Origin of the sequence: Sorangium sp. So ce176 (genome assembly GCF_051519835.1) — a bacterium.
GTDB classification, from domain to species: domain Bacteria; phylum Myxococcota_A; class Polyangia; order Polyangiales; family Polyangiaceae; genus Sorangium; species Sorangium cellulosum_G.
This window is the reverse complement of sequence record NZ_CP150371.1, coordinates 10757993-10780210: the sequence shown is the minus strand read 5'-3', so window position 1 is coordinate 10780210 and position 22218 is coordinate 10757993. Positions and strand designations below refer to the sequence as shown.

Here is a 22218-nt window from a genome sequence, read left to right as displayed (position 1 = left end):
CCATGGGCGGGAACACGAAGAAGCGTCCTGCGCCGCGGGACGGTCGGGTGGCGATCATCGGGATAGGCTGCCGCCTGCCAGGCGCGCGGGACCATCACGAGTTCTTCCGCAACCTGTCGATGGGGGTGAGATCCATCCGCGAGATCACCCCCGACCGGTGGGACCCTGCCGAGCTCTACTCGAGCGACGCCGCCGCGGCGAACAAGGTCATCAGCAAGTGGTGCGGGCTCATCGATGAGCCGTTCGCGTTCGATCACGAGTTCTTCAAGATCTCGCCCAGGGAGGCCAGGCTCATGGATCCCCAGCAGCGATTGCTGCTCGAGGAGGCCTGGCATTGCATCGAGGACGCGGGCGTCGCGCTCCGCGATCTCCAGCGCCGCCGCACCTCGGTGTATATCGGCGCGATCTCCGGGGACTACCTGCAGCGGGGCGCCGGTGCAGAGCCCCGCGTCGAGAGCCACACGGCGCTCGGGAACTACGCGTGCATCCTCGCGAACCGGCTCTCCCAGGCGTTCAACCTGCGCGGAGCGAGCCTGACCATCGACGCGGCGTGCGCCTCGTCGCTCGTCGCGATCCACGAGGGCGTCGAGGCGCTGCGGCGGGGCGACGCCGACTACGTCCTGGCGGGCGCCGTCAACCTCGACCTCCACCCGTGGCGGTATATCTCGTTCTCGCGGGCGAGGATGCTGAGCCCCGACGGTCAGTGCAAGACCTTCGACAAGGACGCGAACGGGTTCGTGCCGGGGGAAGGGGTCGTCGTGGTGCTCCTGCGCCGCCTGGACGACGCCGAGCGCGACGGCGACTCCATCCATGGAGTCATCCGTGGCGTCGCGGTGAACCATGGAGGCCAGCGGCTCACCCTCACCGCGCCCACGGTCGAGTCGCAGCGGGAGGTCATCGGCGCGGCCATCGCGCAGGCGGGCGTCGAGCCCGAGACGATCACGTACGTGGAGGCGCACGGGACGGGCACGTCCCTCGGCGACCCGATCGAGGTGGAGGCGCTCATCGAGGCGTTCCGTGAGCGCACGCAGGCGAAGCAATTTTGCTGGATCGGCTCGGTCAAGACGAACATCGGCCACCTCGAATCGGCGGCGGGGATGGCCGGCCTCGTGAAGGTGCTGATGATGCTTCGCGCGCGGAAGATCGCGCCGACGCTGAACATCCGCACGCCGAACCCGCTCATCCATTTCGCGGACAGCCCATTCAAGCTCGCGACGGAGCTCGTCGACTGGCGACCTGCAAAGGGCGGAGCCCCGCTCCGCGCCGGGATAAGCTGCTTCGGTTTTGGCGGGGTGAACTCCCATCTGATCGTCGAAGCGCACACACGCCGCAGCCCGCCGCGGCGCGGCGCGGCGCAGCGCGGCGGGCCGTATCCCTTCATGCTCTCTGCCCGGACGCGCGACGGCTTGAGCGCGCTCGTCGAGCGCTGGGGGCGCCACCTCCGCAGCGGCGCGCTCGCCGAGGCCTCGCTCGCGGACGTCTGCCACACGCTCGCCACAGGCCGCGAGCACTTCCCGTTCCGGGTCGGAGGGCTGGTCTCGACCGAGGGCGAGGTCCGCGCGCTGCTCGACGCAGCCCCGCATCTCTCGGGCGGCGGCCGCCGCAAGCCGTGGTTGCTCTGCACAGGCGATGTCGAGCTCCCGCCGAAGGCGGAGCTGCGCGCGCTGCTCGCGACCCGGCCGTTCGCGAGCGCTGTGGAGGCGCTGGAGCAGGACGCGCGCGGCGAAGGAAAGGCCCGCCTCGCGCGGCTCCTGGCCGGCAAGCGAGGCGCGGCGGAGCGGTGCCTCTTCGCGTATGTGCTGCGTGGCGCGCTCGCGCGCCTCGGCTTCAGTCCGGCCGCGATCTCGAGCAGGGGCGAGGGCTTGTGGGCAGCGCTCGCGATGACGGGCATGCTCGACTGGAGCGCCGCCGCTGCGCTCGCGGCGGCGGGGCCGGCGGAGGTCGCCCTGCGGCGGCCGGAGCTCCCGTTCGTCGACCCGCTGACGGGGCGCACGATCCACCGGGTTCTGCTCGATGCCCGGTACCTTCGGGCGTTGCTCGATGGGATCGAGGTGGGGAACGACGAGGCCTCGAAGCTGTTCACCAGGGCTCGGCTCCTCGCCAGCAGCCAGTACACGTTCCGCAGCTATCTGGACGAGTGGAACGAGGCCCTGCGATCGCGCGATCGCGGCGGCTGGGCGGCGCTGAAGGACAGCGAGCTTCCGTCTCGCGTCGACGAGGAACCGATGAAGACACGCGTCCTCTCGCTCGCCATCCAGAACGCGCTCGATCGGCTGAACCGCAAATGGGGCTTCCCTCCGGAGCGCATCCTGGGCAACACCGAAGCACAGGAGCTGCTCGACCTGCTCGTCGATGGCGTCCTCTCGTATGACGATCTCCTCGCGCTCATGACGGGCGAGGAGGAGCGCTTCGCTGTCGCGGCGAGCGAGGCCCAGCAGCGGGTTCACCTCGTCGACACGAAGAAGCCCTATCCTGTCCTCCGGGGTCGCTGCAGGGCGCCCGCGGAGCTCGGCGACGTGCGCCGGTGGCTCGCGCGCGCGCTCGCTGAGAGCTCCTCTCCCGCGGCGCCGGACGGCGGAGCGGTGCTCTTGATCGGCGCGGCGCGCGGGCGGCCTCCGAGCCCTGATGTCGTCTCGATCGACCCGCGGGGCGGCGAGGGCGACCTCCTCGCGCGGCCGCTCCTGGAGATGTGGCTGCGCGGCGCCGACATCCGCTGGCAGCGGTGGTTCGAGAAGGGTCGCCATCGAAAGGTCCCGCTCCCCACGTATCCCTTTTCGAGCGTAGAGATGGTGCTGGGGCCGGTCCTCCGCCCACATCCGCGCGGCCCGCAGGTGGGGCAGACAGGCGATGTTGCCGTCTCCGCCGCGACGCCGCCTGCCGAGCGCACGGTGGTCGAGGAGCGCCCCGAGCTCCTGTGGCTGCGGCCCGAGTGGCGGCGGGACGACGCCGTCGCGCCGGCGGAAGCCTCGGCCGGGGTGCCAGGGCCGATCCTGGTGTTCGACGCGGGCGGCGCGTCGGAGATCGCCGCCTCGTCGCTCGGGGCGCGCGACATCTACCGGGTCCGTCCGGGAGCGCGCTTCGGGGAGGAGGTGCAGGGCGCGTTCGTGGTGCGCGCGGCCGAGAAGGACGATTACGTCCGGTTGTTCGAGGCCCTCCGGCGCCGGGGGCCGCTGCCATCGCAGATCGTTCACCTGTGGGATCTCGCGCCGGCGGGCGCCCCCGATGACGTCGACGCGCGCCTGGAGACCGGCGTCTACGGGCTGTTCCTCCTCACCCAGTCGCTGATGGAGCAGCGGCCGGAGCGCGCGGTTCAGGTCCTCCATGTCCACGCGCTGGAGCGCGGGCACGTGCGCCCCGAGTCCGCCGCTGTCGAGGGGCTGAGCCGGTGTCTCCAGCGCGAGCATCCGACGATAAAGCTCCGGTCGCTCGCCGTGGACCACCCCGCTGACGGGCACAGGGTAGGGCGTCGCGTGGCGGCCGAGCTGCGCGATGCGCGGCAGGCCAGCGTCGTCCGGTACGACGGCGATGTCCGGCTGGTGAAGCGCTACGAGGAGGTGACCGAGCTCGGCGCGCGCGCCCCGGCGACGGCTGGCGACCCCCGCGGGGGCGTCCGAGCCGGCGGTGTGTACCTGGTGGTCGGAGGCGCGGGCGGGATCGGCCTCCGCGTGGTCGAGCACCTGCTCTCGACGCCGGGCACGAAGGTCGCGCTCGCCGGGCGCTCGCGGGCCCGTGAAGACCTGGAGCGAAGACTCGCGCAGCGCTACCAGGACGAGGGGCGCGACGGTGCGGCGCGGGCTGTTTACTTCCAGGCCGACGCGTCGCAGCCGCACGAGGCCCGCGCCTTGGTGCAGGCGGTACGAGCGCGCTTCGGGCCGCTGTCGGGGGTGATCCACGCCGCCGGCGTGCTGCGGGACGCGTTCTTCCTGCGCAAGACGCTTGGCCAGTTTCGCGAGGTGTTCGCGCCCAAGGTGCTCGGCGCCTTGAACCTGGACGCAGCGACGCTCGGCGAGCCGCTTGACTTCTTCGTCCTGTTCTCGTCTCTCGCGTCGGTCACCGGGAACGTCGGCCAGGCAGACTATGCCGCTGCGAACGCCTTCCTCGACGCGCTCGCCGCCACGCGCGAGCAGCAAAGGGCCGCGGGCGCGCGCTCCGGGCGCACCCTCGCGATCAACTGGCCGCGCTGGGACGGCGCTGGGATGCGGGTCCGGGAGGATGGGAACACGATCTTCACCGCCCGTCACGGGATCGTGCCCATGCCCGCGGCCGAGGGGCTCGCGGCGCTCGATGCTGCGCTCACCTCGCTCGAGCGCCCCCCGGGTCAGCTCGTGCTCATTTACGGCCATCGCGACCGCGCGCTCGCGCAGCTCGACGGCGGCCGCCGGGGCGAAGAGCCCGTCCTGTCGCTTCCGGCGCCGGCGCAGCGCGCCGAGGCGACGGGCGTGGCCGTCGAGCGCGCGACGGCTTACCTGAAGAAGGTCTTCTCGCAGCTCCTCGATCGGCCCGAGGCCGAGTTCGACCCGAGCGTCGGGCTGGACGAATACGGCATCGACTCGATCCTGATCAGCCAGTTCAACGTGCATGTCGAGAGAGAGCTCGGCGCCGTCTCCAAGACGCTCCTGTTCGAGCACCGGACGATCGCCGAGGTCGCGTCGCACCTCGCCCGGCATCGCGCGCGCGAGCTCGACGCGGCGCTCGCCGTCACGTCGACCCGGGCGCCGGGCGCGCCTGCCCTCGTCGAAGCGCAGCGCGTCCCGCAGGCGGCGTTGGCGCCGCTCGCGGACGTGGGCTCCGAGGTCGGCCCGACCCCGACGAGCGCGGCGCGCCACGCGCACCGCGAGGCGCCTCTCCAGGGGGTCGCGATCATCGGGATGAGCGGCCGTTACCCGATGGCCCGAGATCTGGACGAGCTCTGGCGGAACCTCGAGGCGGGGCGGGACTGCATCTCCGAGATCCCGCTGGAGCGCTGGGATTTCCGCGCTCGCTTCACCGAGGATCCGGAGGCGGCGCGCGCCGGCGGGATGTACTGCAAATGGGGCGGCTTCCTCGACGGGCCGGACCGGTTCGACCCCCTGTTCTTCAACATCTCTCCGCGCGAGGCGGAGCTCATAGACCCACAGGAGCGGCTGTTCCTCGAGGCAGCCTGGGGCGCGCTGGAGGACGCGGGCTACCCCGCGCGCCGGCTCGGCGACCCGGGCCGCCGCAGCGTGGGCGTGTTCGTCGGCGTCACCACGTACTCCTATCTGCTGCACGGCCCCGACGCATGGCGCAGAGGGAGCCAGTCCATCCCGACCTCCACACCCTGGTCGATCGCCAACCGCGTCTCGTACTACCTCGATCTCTGCGGGCCCAGCATGCCGGTGGACACGGCGTGCGCGTCGTCGCTCACCGCCGTTCACCTCGCGTGCGAGAGCCTCGGACGCGGCGAGTGTCGGGCGGCGATCGTGGGCGCTGTGAACCTGTACCTTCACCCCTCCAAGTACGACTGGCTCTGCCAGATGCAGATGCTCTCGCGCAGAGGCCGATGCCACGCCTTCGGCGAGCTCGCCGACGGGTTCGTTCCGGGCGAGGGCGTCGGCGCGCTCGTGCTCAAGCCGCTCGCGTCGGCGCTCTCGGACGGCGATCGCATCCTCGGCGTCATCAAGGGGACCGCGGTCAACCACGGCGGGCGCACGAACGGCTTCACGGTCCCGAATCCGAACGCCCAGGCCGAGCTGGTCAAGCAGGCGCTGCGGAGCGCAGGCGTGGACCCCCGGACCGTCGGGTACGTCGAGGCGCACGGCACCGGGACGTCGCTCGGGGATCCGATCGAGATCGCCGGCCTGACCAGGGCGTTCCGCGAGGCGAGCGGCGGCGAGCTGGCCCACGGCAACTGCGCCATCGGGTCCATCAAATCGAACATCGGTCACCTCGAGTCGGCGTCCGGCCTCGCCGGCCTGACCAAGGTGGTCCTCCAGATGCGGCACGGCCGGCTCGTGCCCTCGCTGCACGCCGAGCGGACGAACCCGCGCATCGACTTCACGGCCTCGCCATTCCGTGTCCAGCGCGATCTCTCGGACTGGCCGCGGCTCGTCGTCCGCGAGGACGGGCGCGAGCGAGGGCTCCCGCGGCGCGCGGGGATCAGCTCGTTCGGCGCGGGGGGCGCGAACACTCATGTGATCGTCGAAGAGCACCTCGGCCCGGAGCCGTTCGGACGCGGCGAGGAGGGGGGCGAACATCTCGTCGTGCTGTCCGCGAGGAACCAGGAGCGGCTCCGCGAGCATTGCCGCAGGATGGCCGCGTACCTCCGGCAGCGTGCCGGGGAAGAGCGCCTGTCGGAGATCGCGTACCAGCTCCAGGTCAGGCGCGAGCCGATGGAGGAGCGCCTGGCGCTCCTCGCCTCCGATCTCGGGGCGCTCATCGAGCAGCTCGATGCGTACGGCGGCGGCGCTCCGGGCGGTCGCTCCTGGTGGGGTAACGTTGTCGCGAACAGGCGCGATCGAGAGGCGGCCCGCGCCGGCGGGGGGGCCGCGGCCGCCGAGGCATCGAGCCGGCGCGATCTCGCGTCGCTCGCATCGCGTTGGGTTGTGGGCGCTGACGTCCCCTGGGAGGCGCTCCACGCCGCCCCCCTGCGGCACGTCTCGCTGCCAGGCTACCCCTTCGCGGCCGAGCGGTACTGGATCCCGGAGGTCCAGGGCGAGCCGCGCGATGAAGGGCCGCGCGCCGGGGGCGCGAGCACAGCGGAGCACCCGTTTGTCCAGGAAGGCGACACCTCCGCGGCGGTGCCGCGCTTCTCGGTCGTGTTCACGGGCGAGGAGTTCTTCCTCGCCGACCATTTCGTCGACGACGACAAGATCTTCCCTGCGGTCGGCTACATCGAGATGGCGCGCGCGGCGATGGCCGCGCTCGGGCGCGGTGTCCGCCGGGTGAAGAGCAACGTCTGGCCCGCGGCGATCGCCGTGGCGTCGCCACGTCGCATTCACATCGAGCTCACCCCGACGTCTGCGGGCGCGGACTATGAGGTGTACAGCCTCGACCTCGACGGGGGACGGACGGTCCACGGGCAGGGCAAGGTGGAGTCCCACGCGCCCGGAAGCGAGCCGCGAACGTCGGGTGACGTGCTGGACCTCGCGGCGATCAGGGCGCGGTGCGACCAGCGCGTCGCCGCGGAGGACTTTTACCCGCGCATCCACGCGCTCGGCCTGCGGCTCGGCCGGAGCTATCAGGGCATCCAGGAGCTCAGGTTGGGCGAGGCGGAAGCCCTCTCGGAGATCCGGCTCCCGCGTCACCTGGAAGGCGGCTTCGAGCGGTTCGTGATCCACCCGTCGATCATGGACTCGGCGCTCCAGGCGACGATGGGATTGATCTGCCTGCGCGAGGGGATCCTGGCGCTGCACATCCCCTTCACGATCGGAGACGTGGAGATCTCGGGCCGTACCCCGGGACGGTGCTTCGCTCATGTCGCGCTGAAGGCGTCGACTCCCGGCGGGAAGAGGTTCGAGGTGCAGCTCGCCGACCCGGAAGGCCGCGTCGTCGTCCGGGTCCGCGATCTCTGGCTGCGCCCATGGCAGAGAGCCGGCTCGCCCGCCGGCGCGGCGGCGCGGACCGAAGGTGTGTTCCTTCGCCCGGCGTGGGTCGAGGCGCCCCCGCGTCCGGCGGCCTCCGCCGGGGGCGGGGCGGAGACGGTGATCCTGTTCGCGCGCTCCCGAGCGGCGGGGCGGCTCCTCTCTGCCGAGCTCGATCGGCGCGCTCCGCGCGCGCGCCGGCGCACGGCCGTCGTGACGGCGGGGAGCACGTTCCACGCGGTGAGCGGGCTCGACATCGAGGTCAACCCCGCCTCGGGCGCGGATTTCGAGTCGCTCCTCGCCGCGGTCGGCCCGAGCGGCGCGGCGCTCGACATCGTCCATGCCTGGCCGCGCGGCGCGTTCACGGCGCGGCAAGAGCGGGTGCAGGCGCAGCTCGACGACGGCCTCTTTCCCTTGCTGCACATGCTCCGGGCGCTCGGCCGGTCCAGCGACAAAGCACGGGTGCGCCTGCTCTGCGCGGTGCCCGGCTCGAGCTCCGAGGGGCAGCCGTGTTACGAGGCGCTCGGCGGGCTCCTGAGGACGGCCAGCCGCGAGAGCCCGCGGATCGCGCACCGCCTCGTCGAGCTGCCCGAGGCGGAGCTCGACGCGCTCGCCGAGGGGCGCGCGAACGGCGCCGCCTCGGCGCTCGTCGATGAGCTCCAGGGCGTCTGGGAGCGCGGGCTCGAGATGCGAGAGCGCGGTGGCCACCGTTCGGTGAAGCGCTGGCTTGAGCTTCAGCCCGATCGCGATCGCGGAGCCACGCCCCTGCGGCGAGGGGGCGTGTACATCGTGACCGGCGGCGCGCGTGGGCTCGGCCTTCACGTGGCGCGTTTCCTCGCGTCCGCGGTCGGGGCGCGCATCGTGCTCGCTGGCCGATCTGCGGCCGACGCGCGCGTCTCGTCCGCGGTTCGCGACGTCCGCGCCGCCGGCGGCGAGGCGCTCTACGTGCGCGCGGACGTGCGGCGCGCCGAGGACGCCGGCGCCCTCGTCCACGCGGCGAAGACCGCGTGGGGCGCGGTGCACGGGATCATCCATTCCGCGGGGGTCCTGCGCGACGCGTTCCTCGTGAACAAGGACGACGGCGACGTGCGCGAGGTCATCGCGCCGAAGGTCTGGGGCGCGCTCCACCTCGACGGGGCGACCCGGCAGGAGCCGCTCGACTTCATCGCGCTCTTCTCCTCCCTGGCCGGCGTGATCGGCAGCGTTGGCCAGGCGGACTATGCGTTCGCGAACAGCTTTCTGGACGCGTTTGCGACGTGGCGCGAGGGGCTCCGCCGCGCCGGCCTGCGGTCGGGCGCGACGCTCTCGATCGGCTGGCCGCTCTGGCGCGACGGCGGCATGCGCGCGGACGCGGCCACCGAGGAGTCGCTGCGGCTGAGCTTCGGGTTGTCCCCGCTGGAGACCGAGGTCGGGCTGGCCGCGTTCTCCGCCCTGCTGGCAATGCCGTCCGGGGCCACGCTGTTCATCCCCGGAGATGCGGCGAAGCTGCGTGATCAGCTCGGCGCCGCGGGGGCGCCCCCCGGGGGCGCCCCGGGGCGCGACGAGCCGGACGCGCGGCGCGCGGCGGAGCGCGGCGCGAAGGCATCGCCTCAGGAGGGGAGCGTGACGCGCGATGCCCTCAGGCCGGCGCTGGAGCGCCGGCTCATCGAGGAGGCCGCGGCGCTCGTGAAGCTCGATCCCAGCAGGATGCAGTTGAACGCCGAGCTCGGCAGCTATGGCTTTGACTCGATCGCGTTCACCCGGCTCTCGAACCAGGTCAACCAGTCGCTGGGGACCGACATCACGCCCGCCACGTTCTTCGAGCACACGACGCTGGCGGCGCTGGCCGACCACCTGCTCGGGGCGCATGCCGCGCAGCTCACGACACGCGTGCTCGCCCCGGTGGCCTCGAGCGCAGCGGAAGCAGGCGCCGTGGCCTCGAGCGCCGTGGTCCCGAGCGCCGCGGAGACGCCGGCCGTGCCGTCAACGCAGGCGCCGTCCGGCGCGGCTGCGCGGGAGCCTGTCGCCATCATCGGGATGCACGGCTGGATGCCCCGGTCGGAGGATCTCGCGGAGTTCTGGCGACATCTCGAGGACGGCCGTGACCTTGTCACCGAGATCCCGGCCGATCGCTGGGACTGGCGGGAGTACTTCGGCGATCCGCTCCGTGAGCCCAACAAGACGAACAGCAAATGGGGCGGCTTCCTCGAGGAGGTCGACAAGTTCGACGCCCGCTTCTTCGGGATCTCTCCGCGCGAAGCGGAGCTCATGGATCCGCAGCAGCGGCTGTTCCTGCAATCCGTGTACAAGGCCGTCGAGGAGGCGGGCTACAGGCCGTCGGATCTGGCGCGGCTGAGGACAGGGCTCTTCGTCGGGGTCGGGTCGTTTGATTACCACGATCTGCTTCGGGAAGCGGGTGTCCCGATAGAGGCTTACACGACGACAGGCATGCTCCACTCTGTCCTGGCGAACCGCGTCTCGTATCTGCTGAATTTCAGCGGGCCGAGCTTCGCGCTCGACACGGCGTGCTCGAGCTCGCTCGTGGCGGTGCGATCGGCCATCGAGGCGCTGTGGGCGGGGAGCTGCGAAGTCGCGGTCGCGGGCGGCGTGAACCTCCTCATCTCGCCGATGATCTACATCTCGTTCGCGCGCGCCGGCATGTTGAGCCCGGATGGGCGGTGCAAGACGTTCGACAAGGACGCGAACGGCTATGTTCGCGGCGAGGGCGTCGGCGCCCTGATCCTCAAGCCGCTCTCGAGGGCCATCCGCGACGGCGACCATATCCATGCGGTCATCCGCGGCAGCGCGGTCAACCACGGCGGCCGGGTCAACACGTTGACCACGCCCAACCCGAACGCGCAATCGGAGCTCATCGTGCGCGCGCTCGAGGAGGGCGGCATCGATCCAGCGACCGTCGGCTACGTGGAGGCCCACGGGACCGGGACCGCGCTGGGCGATCCCATCGAGATCAACGGGTTGAAGAGGGCGTTCCGCGAGCTCCGGCGCCGCGCCGAGCAGCCCGAGCTGACGGAGCCCCGGTGCGCCGTCGGCTCGGTCAAGACGAACCTCGGCCACCTCGAGAACGCCGCCGGAATGGCCGGGATCTTCAAGGTGATCCTGGCGATGAAGCACGGCCGTATTCCCGGGAATCTGCACTTCAGGGAGCTGAATCCTTATATCCAGCTCTCCGGGAGCCCGTTTCGTATCGTGAGCGCGCCCGAGGACTGGCCGCGCTTCCGGGACGAGGGGGGCCGTGAGCTGCCTCGCAGGGCTGGAGTGAGCTCGTTCGGGTTCGGCGGCGTGAACGCTCATGTGCTCCTCGAGGAGCATCTCTCCCCGGCCCGCGCCTCCGCAGACGACGGGCGAGAGCACGTCTTCGTGCTGTCCGCGCGCACCGAGGAACGGCTGCGCGAGGTCGCGCGGTCGCTCGCGCGGTTCCTGGACTCCAGCACGACAGCGCCGCGGGCGGACGGGGGCGGCGTCGCGGGAGAGCAGGTCGAGGGCGCGCTGATCGCCATGGCGGCCGAGCTGCTCGGCGTGCGCGCGGATGAGGTCTCGCGCGACGAGGCGCTGGAAGACCTCGGCTTCGACGCGTTCCTGTGCGAGCAGCTGTGGGAGCGCATCACCGGCGCCTACGGGGCGGAGCGCGGTGCCCTGGCGAGGGCCCCTTCCAGCACGCTCGCCGAGATGGCCCGCGAGCTCGTCGCCGCGCGCCCGGACATCGCGACGCAGACCGGGGGCAGCGCCGCCGCGTCCGGAGCGCTGCCGCTCCTGGATCTGGCGTACACGCTCCAGGTGGGCCGCGAGGCGATGGAAGAGCGCCTCGCCGTCGTGGCTCGCTCCACGCGCGAGCTCTCCGAGAAGCTCCACGCCTTCTCGCTGCGCGGGGAGCGCAGCGAGGGCGTGTTCCGCCGCCCGGTGAGCCCAGCGAACGGCCCTGCGGCGGCGGCGGGCGAGGGGACCGCGGTCGACGCGCTGCTCGCGCGGCGGGATCTGCGAGGCCTCGCGGCGCTCTGGACCGGCGGCGCATCGGTCGATTGGACCCGTCTCCACGGCGCTTCCAGGCCGGTGCGGCTCTCGCTCCCGACCTACCCCTTCGAGAGGACACGGCACTGGCTCCCGCGGCTCGCCGCCCCCGTCGCCGGCCCCCACGGTCCTGCGCTGGCGGAGGAGGCCGACGCGGGCGGGCTGCTCTCGGGCGAGGACCGCGTGCGCGCCGAGCTCAGGGAGATACTCGCCGAGAAGCTGAAGATCGATGCCGGCGAGCTCGATGAGGACACGGAGCTCCGGCAGTACGGCGCCGACTCGATCCTGAATGCAGTGATCCTCCAGACGGTTCAGGAGACGTTTGGGGGCGAGCTGCCGCTCAGCGCCATCGTGGAGCACCCGACGCTCCGTACCCTCGCGAGCTTCGTTCATGCCGAGCTCTTCACCGGAGAGGAGGCCGCAGGTGAGCCGCGCAAGCGCCGCGTCCGGGAGCGCGCTCCGGCGCAGGCCCCCAGGCTGCCTCCCGAGCTCTTGCCCATCAACATCAAGGGCACCGGGCAGATCTCGTTCTGGATGCCCGGCGCCACGGGGCACCCCGTGGGCATCCAGAGCCTGTCGGACGCCCTCGGGCCGGATTATCCGGTGTATGCGTTCCAGGCGCGCGGGACCCACGGCCTCGCCATGCCGCAGCTGCTCGACGACATGGTCGAGCACTACGTGCATTGCATCCGGCTCGTGCAGCCGAAGGGGCCTTATGTGCTCGGCGGATACTCCTTCGGAGGGCTGATCGCCCTGGAGACGGCGCGCCGGCTGCAAGCCGAGGGCGAGAGGATCCGCCACCTCATCCTGCTCGACACCTATCCAGCGACGCAGGAGGTGTTCCGGCGCCATTTCGGGGGCGGGGAAGGAGAGATGGAGCATGACGGCGGCTTCCTTCCGTTGCACCTCGTGAACAATTTCCTGAGGGTCAAGGAGAACCCCCACCTGCTCGTCAAGAAGGAGGACGTCGCCCACCTCCCGGCGTGCCTCCAGCTCGCCCAGCTCGCCAAGATGGCCGCGGAGCGCGGGAGCAAGCGGATGTCGGCCGACGACATCTTCCTGTTCCTTCGCGGAGGGCTCCTGTGCTCCGAGTTCGCGGAGGGGATCTATCAGCTCTACGAGAGCAGGATGGAGCCCTATGACGCGTCGGACGTGCTCTTCTTCCGGGCGATGGACGGGTTCGTCGGCAAGTCGAGCGCGATGTACTGGGGGTCCGTCGACATGCTCGAGGGCTACGACTACACCCAGCCGTGGCGAGAGCTCTTCCGCAAAGGTTTCCGGGTGGTCGAGCTCGACAACGATCACTTCAACATGCTCGAGGAGCCGACGCTCTCGATCGCGCTCCGCGCGATCAAGGAGGTCCTCCGGGATCCGCCGCCGGTCGACGCCGATCGGTTCGCGCGGTTCGACGAGGGCTTGAAGGGGGCGACTCGGCTCGGCCACGACCTCCTGGCGCGGCGCCTCCGCGCTGCGGGGGCGCTGCCCGCCCCGGGCGAGACCTTCCACCGAGACGAGCTCCGGCGGAGGCTGAACGTCCTCCCGCGCTATACACGGCTGCTCGACGCCTCGATCGACATGCTCGCTCGTGAGGGCTACCTGCGCCGCGAGGACGATCGGCTCGCCGCAGGGCCCAGGCTCGCCGAGGCGGCGCTTCTGGGCGATGAGGCCGAGGTGGCCGCGTCGGCCGAAGCGCTCCGCGCGTCGTGCCCCGACATCGAGCCTTGCCTGAAGCTCCTCACCGCCTGCCAGTCGGCCGTCCTCGAGGTGATGGATGGCCGTCGGAATCCCGCCGATGTCCTGTTCCCCGGCGGCTCGACCGACCTGGTCAGCAAGCTCAACCCCCAGGACGACCTTCACGGCCGGCTCCTCGCCGAGCGGGTCGAGGAGCACGTGCGGCAACACGCCCGGCGCTACAGGCACGCCAAGGTGCAGATCCTCGACGTGGGCGCCGGGGCCGGCGGGACGAGCGCGCTCCTGCTGGAAGCGCTGAAGCCGCACGCCTCGAGGCTGCGGTACCTCTACACCGACGTCGGGGTAGGGTTCCTGAACAGCGCGAAGAAGCAGCTCGCCGGGGCTTACCCGTTTGCCGAGTTCACGACCTTCGACGTGGGGAGTTCGCCGGAAGCGCAGGGATTCGAGCCGTGGAGCGTGGATGTGGTCGTCGCGAGCCACGTGCTCCACGCGACCCGGCGGATCGCCGCGAGCCTCGGGCAGTGCCGCCGTTTGCTCAAGCCGGGAGGGCTGCTCGTGCTCAACGAGCTCACCCAGCGGCTCGACTTCAACACGCTCACGTTCGGCCTGCTGCCTGGATGGTGGCATTACGAGGACAGCGAGCTCCGGATCGAGGGCTCGCCCGTCCTGCGGCTCGAGGCCTGGACGCGAGCGCTCGAGGCCTCGGGCTTCCGCGACGTCGAGGTCCTCGATGTTCCGCTCGGTCCGCGGCACGAGCTGCCGCAGAGCCTCATCATCGCGCGAGCAGGCGCGGCGCAGGGAGACTGAGCTCTGCGCGCTATCATCGGCAACGCGGTCGGGCTCGGCCATCACGACAAGAAGCCGGACTTGCCCCGGCTGAACCGGGTGAAGTCGAAGGTGTACGAGCCGCCCTCGCCCGAGATGGTCGACGCCGTGATGGCCGCGGCGGACCCGCACGTCCGTCCTGCGGTCGCGCTCGCAGCCTACGCCGGCCTACGTGCCGGCGAGGTGCGCGGCCTCCGCTGGTGCGACGTGAACCTGGACACCGACCTGCTCTTCGTTCGGCAGGCCATCACCTGCGGCCGCGTGGTCGCGCAAATCCTCAATCATCTCAGCGGAGGAGAAGGGATTCGAACCCCTGGTTGAGTTGCCCCAACGGCGGTTTTCAAAACCGCTGCCTTCGACCGCTCGGCCACTCCTCCAAATACTCAGAACGACTTGCTTTTCTGCCCGTTCCGGCGCCGCCTGTCAACGCCGCCCTGTCGTCCGCGCCCTCCCCGCCGCAGCGCGTACCGCCCCGGTCGCACCCCCGTGCCCCCTCCCCTCTCCTCTTCCCGTCCCCTCCCGCCTCTCTCCCTACCTCCGCGTCTTCTCCCCGCTCACCCCGCCCCGCGCCCCCACCCCGCCCTTCATCACCTCCGCCAGCCACGCCTTCGCGCCCGCGCACGTCCCCACCGCGCTCACCTCCCCTCCCCCGCGCCGCTCGTACGGCCCCGCGACGATCGCCACGTCGCTCCCGCGCGCCGTCCACGCGATCGGCCCGAGCCCCGCGCGCCTCTGGCACGCTTTCCCGAAGCGGCGCTCGATCAGCTTCCCCGCCTCCGCCGCGTCGCCCGCGCTGTCGAACCGCAGCCGCCACGCCAGCGCGAACTCCCGCCGCGTCGGGTCCTGCGCGTCGTCCCGCCGCGCCACCGCGAACCGGTCCCCGCCCCACCCCGCCGCCGCGCCGATGGCGGCGTCGCGGTGCGCATACGCCGCGAACGCGATGCGCAGCGCCTGCTCGCCCATCACGTCGTCGAACACGACGCGGAACCCTGGACCGAGCGCGGCGGCCGTCGGGACCGCCACCTCCACGGCGGGCTCGCGCGCCGCGAGCTTGTCCGGGTGCAGCAGCTGCTCGGTGGTCTCCGGCAGCGCGCGCCACACCGCGTCCACGGAGGCCCAGCCGCCGTCTCGGCGCAGCGCCTGGACGAACTCGAAGCCGTCCGTGTACGGCGCGCCCAGCGACTCCTGCAGCACGAGCGGCGTGTCGCCCACGGACGACAGCGCCGTCGACATCGCCACGAGCTTCCGGAGCATCGACTCGTCCACCTGGAACGCCGAGCCGACCAGCACGTCGAACATCGCGCTCATCGCCTCGCCCTCGACGAGCGCGTGCGTGGCCGCCAGCCGATCGCTGTCGCCGGCCTTGTAATCGAGCAGCTTCCCCAGCGAGAAGCTCTGGTCCTGCAGCGCGTGGACGAGCTCGTGCGCCAGCGTCTCCTCGGCCTCGCTCTCGCTGAGATCGTCGACCAGGTACATCGTCTGGTCGTCCGGCTCGTAGAAGCCCGCGATGCGGCCCTCGAGCAGGCGGTACATCCCGGCGGTGAAGTCGTAGTCGGCCGGGATGAGCTCGAGCGCCGCGAGCACCTCGCGCTGATGGTCGAGCACGCCCTCGGGGATCTCTCGCTCCACGTGCGCGCGGACCCGCTCGAGGATCTCGCCGCGGGCGAGCACGCGGCTCCGCACGTCGCGGAGCACGGGCAGGCCGCGCGCCTTCGCGACGAGCGCGAGCACCCGCGCGACCTCTTCCTTGGTCAGGCGAGCCTCTTGCTCGTCGATCTCGCCCTCCACCGGACCTGCGCCCTCCGCCGGCGGACGCGCCGCCGGCGCCGCAGGGCGCGCCGCGGCAGGCGCCTGCGCCCGCGCCGGCGCCGCGGGCGCGCTCGTGGGCCCGCAGCCGACCAGCGCGCCCGTCCCGACGAGCGCTCCCCCGACCAGTGCGGCGACCGCCGCCGCGCCCCGCGCGCTCGCCTCGCCGCGCTCGCTCACGAGGGCGCCCCGGCGGGCGCGCGGATCGCGCGGATCGCCTCCGCATACCGCGCCACGCGCGCCTCGAACGACAGCTCCTCCCCCCGCTTCACCGCGCCGAACACCGCCGCGCCGGCGACGAGCGCCCTCGCGCCGGCGGCGACCACCTGCCCGGACGTCGACGGCGCGATCCCGCCGTCGACCTCGAGCGTGATGTCCAGGCCCGCCTCATCGATCGCCTGGCGCAGGCTCCGCAGCTTGGCGAGCGACCCCGGGATGAACTGCTGCCCGCCGAACCCCGGGTTGACGCTCATCACGAGCACCAGATCGAGATCCGGCAGCACGTGCCGGATCGACTCCTCCGAGGTGTGCGGGTTCAGCACGACGCCGGGCCGCGCGCCCGCGTCCCTGATCTGCTGCAGCGTCCGGTGCAGGTGCGGCGACGCCTCGACATGGACCGAGATCCGATCGGCGCCGGCGGCCGCGAACTCGGCCACGTAGCGCTCTGGCTCCACGATCATCAGGTGGACGTCGAGCGGAAGACGCGTCGCGGCGCGGACCGCGCGAACGACGAGGGGGCCAATCGTAATATTCGGTACAAAACGGCCATCCATCACGTCGACGTGGATCCAGTCGGCGCCGGCGGCCTCTGCGGCGCGCACCTCGTCGGCGAGGCGGCCGAAGTCAGCGGACAGGATCGACGGAGCGACGATGATTCCTTCGTGACGCACATGCTAGCGCTAGCAGGCGTGACGCGCGGCGGCTAGCGAGGCATCCACGAGCGCGCTTACGGGGAGGCCGTCGCGGCTGCTAGGCTGCGATGGTCTGCGCGAGGCGCTCGTGTCTGCGCGCCGCCGCAGCAGATCCGAGGCACGATTCCGAACCGCTCGAGTGAGGTGATGCATGGAGACACGGCCGCTGACGAAGCCCGACTACGACCGGATCGTGGGCGAGATCGATCGGTGGTGGGCGGGCCCGACCAGCGCCCTCGCGCACCCCATCTTCTTCTACGAGCTCGGCCGTCTCGCCCGCGTCGTCGAGGATCACGGCCTGCTCGTCGGCTTCCTCCTCGGCTTCAAGTGCCCGGACGCGGCGGTCGGCTACGTGCACCTCGTGGGCATTCACCCCGACTACCGCCGTCGCGGGGTCGGTCGCATGCTCTATGCGGCGTTCGAGGACGACTGTCGTCGCGAGGCGTGCCGGCAGCTCAAGGCGATCACGACCCTGGGCAACGAGGGCTCGGTGCGCTTCCACGCGGCGGTCGGCTGGTCGGCGGCCGAGGTCGAGGACTACGCCGGACCTGGGCGTCCGCGGATCGTGTTCACCAAGGATCTCTAGCGGTGATCACGCCCGGCGCGCTCAGCGGCGGAGCGGCCACGACGCGGTCGCGGCGCGCGCGCCGATCGCCCGATCCCACGGGGCGCGCGCCGCGCGCGTCGGGTTGGGCGACGCCGGTCGGACATCGGGCGGGGCATCGCGCGGGACATCGCGCGCATCTCGCGAGGGCGAGCGTTGACGTCCTCGTGTCGCGGCGTACGCTCTCGGCGGGAACCATCGGCTCGAGGCCGCGAGGTGGAGCGATGCGAGAAGGCGAGCATGTTGGTGCGGTGTTGGTGGGCGGCGTCGGGTTGCGGGCAGGCGGCGTGGGATCGGCCGACAGGACGGTCGCCGCGGGCGCCCTCGGAGCATCCCAGTGAGCCGGAGACCTGAGCTGGTCGCGCAGCTCCGCGAGATCGGCCTCTTCGGCGGCCTGGGCGACCATGTCCTCGAGGGCCTCGCCGACACGCTGGAGCTGGTCGAGCTGCAGCCCGGGGCGGTCGCCTTCCGCGAGGGCGACAGCGGCCGCGAGATGTTCGTGCTGCTCGCGGGCGAGATGGAGGTGCTCAAGCGCTCCAAGCGCGACGTCGAGGCCCGGGTCGCGGTCCTGGGGTCGAGCGACTGGTTCGGCGAGATGTCGATCCTCGACGTCATGCCCCGCTCGGCGACGGTCCGAGCCATCGCCCCGTCGCGCCTGATGCGCGTCACCGCGCACGACCTCGACGCGCTCTACCGGCGCGATCTCAGGTCGTACACCCTCCTCGTGCTGAACATCGCGCGCGAGATGTCGCGCCGCCTCCGTGTGGCGGACAGCCTGCTCGCCGAGCTCGTGGCGAACATGCTCGACGAGTACGCGCGGCCACGGCGCCCGGGGATCTGAGCCGGCGCGATCGCCGGGGCGCTCAGCCCAACCGTCGCGTCACGCGCCGCCTTCTCCGATCACACCACCGGCGCCACCCGCGCCGCCGGCACCACCAGCGCCGCCGGCACCGCCCTCGCCACCAGCACCGCCCGCGCCACCAGCACCGCCCGCGCCGCCCTCGCCACCAGCACCGCCCTCGCCGCCGGCACCGTCCTCGTCACCCGCGCCGCCAGCGCCGCCCGTGCCCCCCGGGCTGGTCTCGCCGGAGGTGCCCGTGCTGCCGGCTCCCGTGGACGCGGCGCCGGTCGGGCCCGCCTCGCTGCCGGGGTCGTTTCCAGTGGCGCCGCCAGCGGTATCTCCCCCGCCTGCCCCGGCCGCGCCGACGCTCCCCTCGCAGTCGACGCAGCCGATACCCGTGAGCGGAGGCTCGGGCTGTGGGTTGAAGCCACAGCCCGCGAGCACCATCCCGAACCCCAGGACGACAAGCTTACGCATAAGCCCTCTCCTCATAGCACCCTGCGCACTTCCCGCCGCTTGCGCAGCGCTCTCGTCCGCCGGGAGGGCGGCGTCCAGCGCGATCATGGTCGGCCCTGGCTCGCCCTTACCATGCACCGCGATCGGCGCCGACGTCAGGGTCGCCCGGCGTGCCTGGTCAGCCGCAGACCACGCCGCCGGCGCCTCCGCCGCCGCACGGCTCGCCGTCCCCGCCGCCCTGCCCTCCGGCGCCGCCGGCACCCCCCGCGCCGCCCTGCCCTCCGGCGCCGCCGGCACCCCCCGCGCCGCCGGCACCGCCCTCGCCGCCGGCACCGCCCTCGCCGCCGGCGCCGCCCTCGCCGCCAGCGCCGGCCTCGCCGCCACCGCCGCCGCCCGTGGCATCGCCCCCGGTGCTGTTGCCCCCGTTGCCCCCGGCACCGGCGCTGGTCGATCCGACGGCACCGCCGCCCCCGGTGCCGGCTGAGACGCCCGCGCCCGTCGAGCTACCGGCCCCTGTGCCGGTCACCGCGGGCGGCACCGGTTCGTTGTCCCCGTCGTCCTGGAACGGCGGTTCGGGTTGCGGGTTGAACGTGCATCCAACCGCGAGGACCAGGGTAAGGAACAGCAGGCTTCGCATGGCAGGTGCGTGCAACCTCGCAATCCACATGCCACGCAATATCCCACGAAAATCTCAGGAAGCAGCGTGATCCCCCCGCTGCCGAGGGGGCCCTCAGGCACACTCTGGCACGCCGCCCGGGCGGATGGATCCGACACCCCGGGCTGGCCTCGGGTCGCGAGCGCGCTGCCGGGCCCGCTGCGGGGTGCACTTGCGTGTCCACGGCGGCCGCCCGAGGTATCGTGCACCGTGATGTCGGAAGACCCTGGGAACATCGCGTCGAGGCTCGAAGAGGTGCGGCGCCGGATCGCCACCGCCGCGGCGCGGGCCGGGCGCAGGCCGGAGGACGTCCGGCTCATCGCCGTCTCCAAGGAGAAGCCGGCCGAGGCGATCCGCGCCGCCTACGCCGCCGGGCAGCGCGATTTCGGCGAGAGCTACGCGCAGGAGCTCGTCGAGAAGGCCGAGGCGCTCGCCGACCTCGACGGGATCGTGTGGCACGCCATCGGCCGGCTCCAGCGCAACAAGGCGAAGATCGTCGCGCGCGTCGCGCAGGTCGTGCACGCGGTCGACCGCGACGAGCTCGCCGTCGAGCTCGACCGGCGCGCGGCCGCGACCAACCGCACGCTCGACGTGCTCCTCGAGGTGAACGTCGGCGGCGAGGCCTCGAAGGGCGGCTGCGCGCCCGGCGAGCTCGCGCCGCTCCTCGGCGCGGTGGCCCGGTGCGCGCACCTCCGCCCGGTCGGCCTGATGACCATCGCCCCCTTCCTCGACGACCCGACCGACGTCCTCCCGTTCTTCGCGCAGCTCCGCGCCCTGCGCGACGCGCACGGCGGCCAGGAGGCGCTGCCCGAGCTCTCGATGGGCATGTCGCACGACTTCGAGGCCGCCATCGCCGAGGGCGCGACCCTCGTCCGTGTCGGCACGGCCATCTTCGGAGCCCGCGGGTGAGGTCCGCCGCGCCGCGCCTCGGCTCGGTCATCGCCCCCGGCGCCGCCGCGACGGCCGCGGCGTGCGCGCTCCTCGCGCTCGGCTGCGGGCCGGGCGCGATGCCTGCGTCCGTGCGCCACCCGCTCGTGGGCAGCGCCGCGCCGGAGTTCCGCGTGGAGTCGACGGCGGCGGTCACGGTCGGCGTGCCCGGCGCGCGCAGGACGCGGGTCACCGTGATCGACTTCTGGGCGTCGTGGTGCGCGTCGTGCGGCCGGACCATGCCGGCGCTCGACCGGCTGTGGCGCGACCGCAAGGCGGACGGCGTGGCCGTCATCGGCGTGAACGTCGACGACTCGGAGGCCGCCGCGGAGGCGTCCGCCCACGCGCTCGGCGCGACGTTCCCCATCGTCGCGGACCTCGATCAGCGGCTCACCGCGACCTACGGCGTCGCGCAGGTCCCCCTGACGTTCGTGGTCGACGGCGCGGGCACCGTGCGCTGGGTCGGGCGCGATCCGGAGGGCGCGCGCCGCGCCGTGGACGTCCTTCTCTCGGAGCGGTCCGCTGACACGCACGCGCGCGCGCGTGCGCGGTCGGTCTTCGAATGAGCGCGGCGCGCGGCGGCGGCCCGCGGCGGCGGCCCGCGGGCGACGACCCGACCCTCTTCGACGCCGCCCGGCAGCGCGATCCCGAGCTCAGGGCCGCGGTGCCCCTCGCCGAGCGCATGCGCCCCAGCACGCTCGCGGACATGATCGGCCAGGGCCACCTCCTCGGCGCGGGCAAGCTGCTCGCGCGCGCGATCGCGGCCGACCGGATCCCCTCCATGATCCTGTGGGGCCCCCCGGGCGCCGGGAAGACAACGCTCGCGCGCGTCGTCGCGCACACGACGAACGCCCGCTTCGTCCCCTTCAACGCCGTGCTCGGCGGCGTGCCGGAGCTCCGCGAGATCCTCGCCCAGGCGCGCGCCGCGCGCTCGTACGAGGGCAAGCGGACGATCCTGTTCGTCGACGAGATCCACCGCTTCAACAAGGCCCAGCAGGACGCGTTCCTCCCGCACGTCGAGGACGGCACCATCACGCTGATCGGCGCGACGACCGAGAACCCGTCGTTCGCCGTGAACGCGCCGCTGCTCTCCCGGTGCAAGGTCTTCCGGCTCCAGGGCCTCGACGCCCCGGAGCTCGTCGAGCTCCTGCGCCGCGCGCTCGAGTCGCCCGCCGGGCTCGCCGGCGCGGTGGCGGCCGACGACGACGCGCTCTCGGCGATCGCCGCGCTCGCGCAGGGCGACGCGCGCAGGGCGCTCACAACGCTCGAGATCGCCGCGGACGAGGCGGGGCGCGCGGGCGCCTCGACGATCACGCGCGAGCTCATCGCCGGCGCGAGCGAGCACAAGACGCTGCTCTACGACAAGGCCGGCGAGGAGCACTACAACGTCATCAGCGCCTTCATCAAGTCGATGCGCGGCTCCGATCCCGACGCCGCCGTCTACTGGCTGATGCGCATGATCGAGGCCGGCGACGACCCGCTCTTCTTGCTGCGCCGGATGATGATCTTCGCCTCCGAGGACATCGGCAACGCCGACCCGCGCGCCCTGGAGGTCGCCGTCGCGGCGGACGCCGCGTTCCGGCGCATGGGGATGCCGGAGGGGCTCTACCCGCTCACCCAGGCGGCGCTGTACCTCGCCACGGCCCCGAAATCGAACGCGTGCAAGGCGGCGTGGCAGACCGCGCAGGCCGCCGTGCGCGAGCACGGCGCGCTCCCGGTCCCGCTCACGCTGCGCAACGCCGTCACCCGGCTGATGCGCGACGAGGGCTACGGCGAGGGCTACCGCTACGCGCACGACGAGCCGGGCGGCGTCGCTGTCGGCGAGGCCTACCTGCCCGAGCCGCTCGCCGGCAGCCGGTTCTACGAGCCGACCGACCGCGGCTACGAGCGGACCATCGGCGAGCGCCTCCGCCGCATCCGCGGCGAGGGCGAGGGCGGCTGAGGCGCCGCGCCGG

11 protein-coding genes and 1 tRNA gene are annotated in these 22218 nt (G+C 72.6%); 7 read left to right on the top strand and 5 right to left on the bottom strand.

The annotated features are described in order from the left end of the window. Nucleotides 1–2: 2 nt before the first annotated feature. The gene (locus tag WMF42_RS40720) at nt 3–14045 is read left to right on the top strand and encodes an SDR family NAD(P)-dependent oxidoreductase (protein WP_437688409.1); all 14043 of its coding nucleotides are present in this window, start codon (nt 3–5) and stop codon (nt 14043–14045) included. Between the two features lie 60 nt (nt 14046–14105). Next, nucleotides 14106–14384: a hypothetical protein gene (locus WMF42_RS40715; RefSeq protein WP_437688407.1), complete on the top strand. Its 279-nt coding sequence runs from the start codon at nt 14106–14108 to the stop codon at nt 14382–14384. Here WMF42_RS40715 and WMF42_RS40710 read toward each other — a convergent pair. The 3 genes from WMF42_RS40710 to rpe form a co-directional block, all read right to left on the bottom strand. Then, a tRNA-Ser gene (locus WMF42_RS40710) sits at nt 14354–14440 on the bottom strand. The genes WMF42_RS40715 and WMF42_RS40710 overlap by 31 nt on opposite strands. 154 nt (nt 14441–14594) lie before the next feature. Further along, nucleotides 14595–16049, bottom strand: a complete 1455-nt coding sequence (locus WMF42_RS40705; RefSeq protein WP_437688405.1) for a hypothetical protein — start codon at nt 16047–16049, stop codon at nt 14595–14597. After that, nucleotides 16046–16759: a ribulose-phosphate 3-epimerase gene (rpe, locus tag WMF42_RS40700; RefSeq protein WP_437688403.1), complete on the bottom strand. Its 714-nt coding sequence runs from the start codon at nt 16757–16759 to the stop codon at nt 16046–16048. The genes WMF42_RS40705 and rpe overlap by 4 nt, the downstream gene beginning before the upstream one ends. A 172-nt stretch (nt 16760–16931) precedes the next feature. Between rpe and WMF42_RS40695 the strand changes: the two genes are divergently transcribed. Then, nucleotides 16932–17366, top strand: a complete 435-nt coding sequence (locus WMF42_RS40695; RefSeq protein WP_061612665.1) for a GNAT family N-acetyltransferase — start codon at nt 16932–16934, stop codon at nt 17364–17366. Between the two features lie 355 nt (nt 17367–17721). Next, nucleotides 17722–18225, top strand: a complete 504-nt coding sequence (locus tag WMF42_RS40690; protein WP_061612664.1) for a cyclic nucleotide-binding domain-containing protein — start codon at nt 17722–17724, stop codon at nt 18223–18225. A 39-nt stretch (nt 18226–18264) separates the two neighbouring features. Here the strand turns inward: WMF42_RS40690 and WMF42_RS40685 are convergent, their stop codons facing one another. Both WMF42_RS40685 and WMF42_RS40680 read right to left on the bottom strand, forming a co-directional pair. Further along, nucleotides 18265–18702, bottom strand: a complete 438-nt coding sequence (locus WMF42_RS40685; protein ID WP_437688401.1) for a hypothetical protein — start codon at nt 18700–18702, stop codon at nt 18265–18267. 157 nt (nt 18703–18859) lie between these two features. After that, complete coding sequence (locus WMF42_RS40680) at nt 18860–19318, bottom strand: hypothetical protein (RefSeq protein WP_437688399.1); 459 nt, start codon at nt 19316–19318, stop codon at nt 18860–18862. A 231-nt stretch (nt 19319–19549) separates the two neighbouring features. Here WMF42_RS40680 and WMF42_RS40675 point away from each other — a divergent pair, with 231 nt between their 5' ends. From WMF42_RS40675 to WMF42_RS40665, 3 genes are read left to right on the top strand one after another with little or no spacing between them, the layout of a single operon-like run. Further along, a complete protein-coding gene (locus WMF42_RS40675; protein WP_061613144.1) occupies nt 19550–20245 on the top strand; it encodes a YggS family pyridoxal phosphate-dependent enzyme in 696 nt (231 codons plus the stop codon). Beyond that, nucleotides 20242–20829, top strand: coding sequence for a TlpA family protein disulfide reductase (locus tag WMF42_RS40670; RefSeq protein ID WP_061613145.1), 588 nt, complete (start codon nt 20242–20244; stop codon nt 20827–20829). The genes WMF42_RS40675 and WMF42_RS40670 overlap by 4 nt, the downstream gene beginning before the upstream one ends. Next, a complete protein-coding gene (locus WMF42_RS40665; protein ID WP_437688396.1) occupies nt 20826–22205 on the top strand; it encodes a replication-associated recombination protein A in 1380 nt (459 codons plus the stop codon). The genes WMF42_RS40670 and WMF42_RS40665 overlap by 4 nt, the downstream gene beginning before the upstream one ends. The last annotated feature ends 13 nt before the right edge of the window (nt 22206–22218 follow it).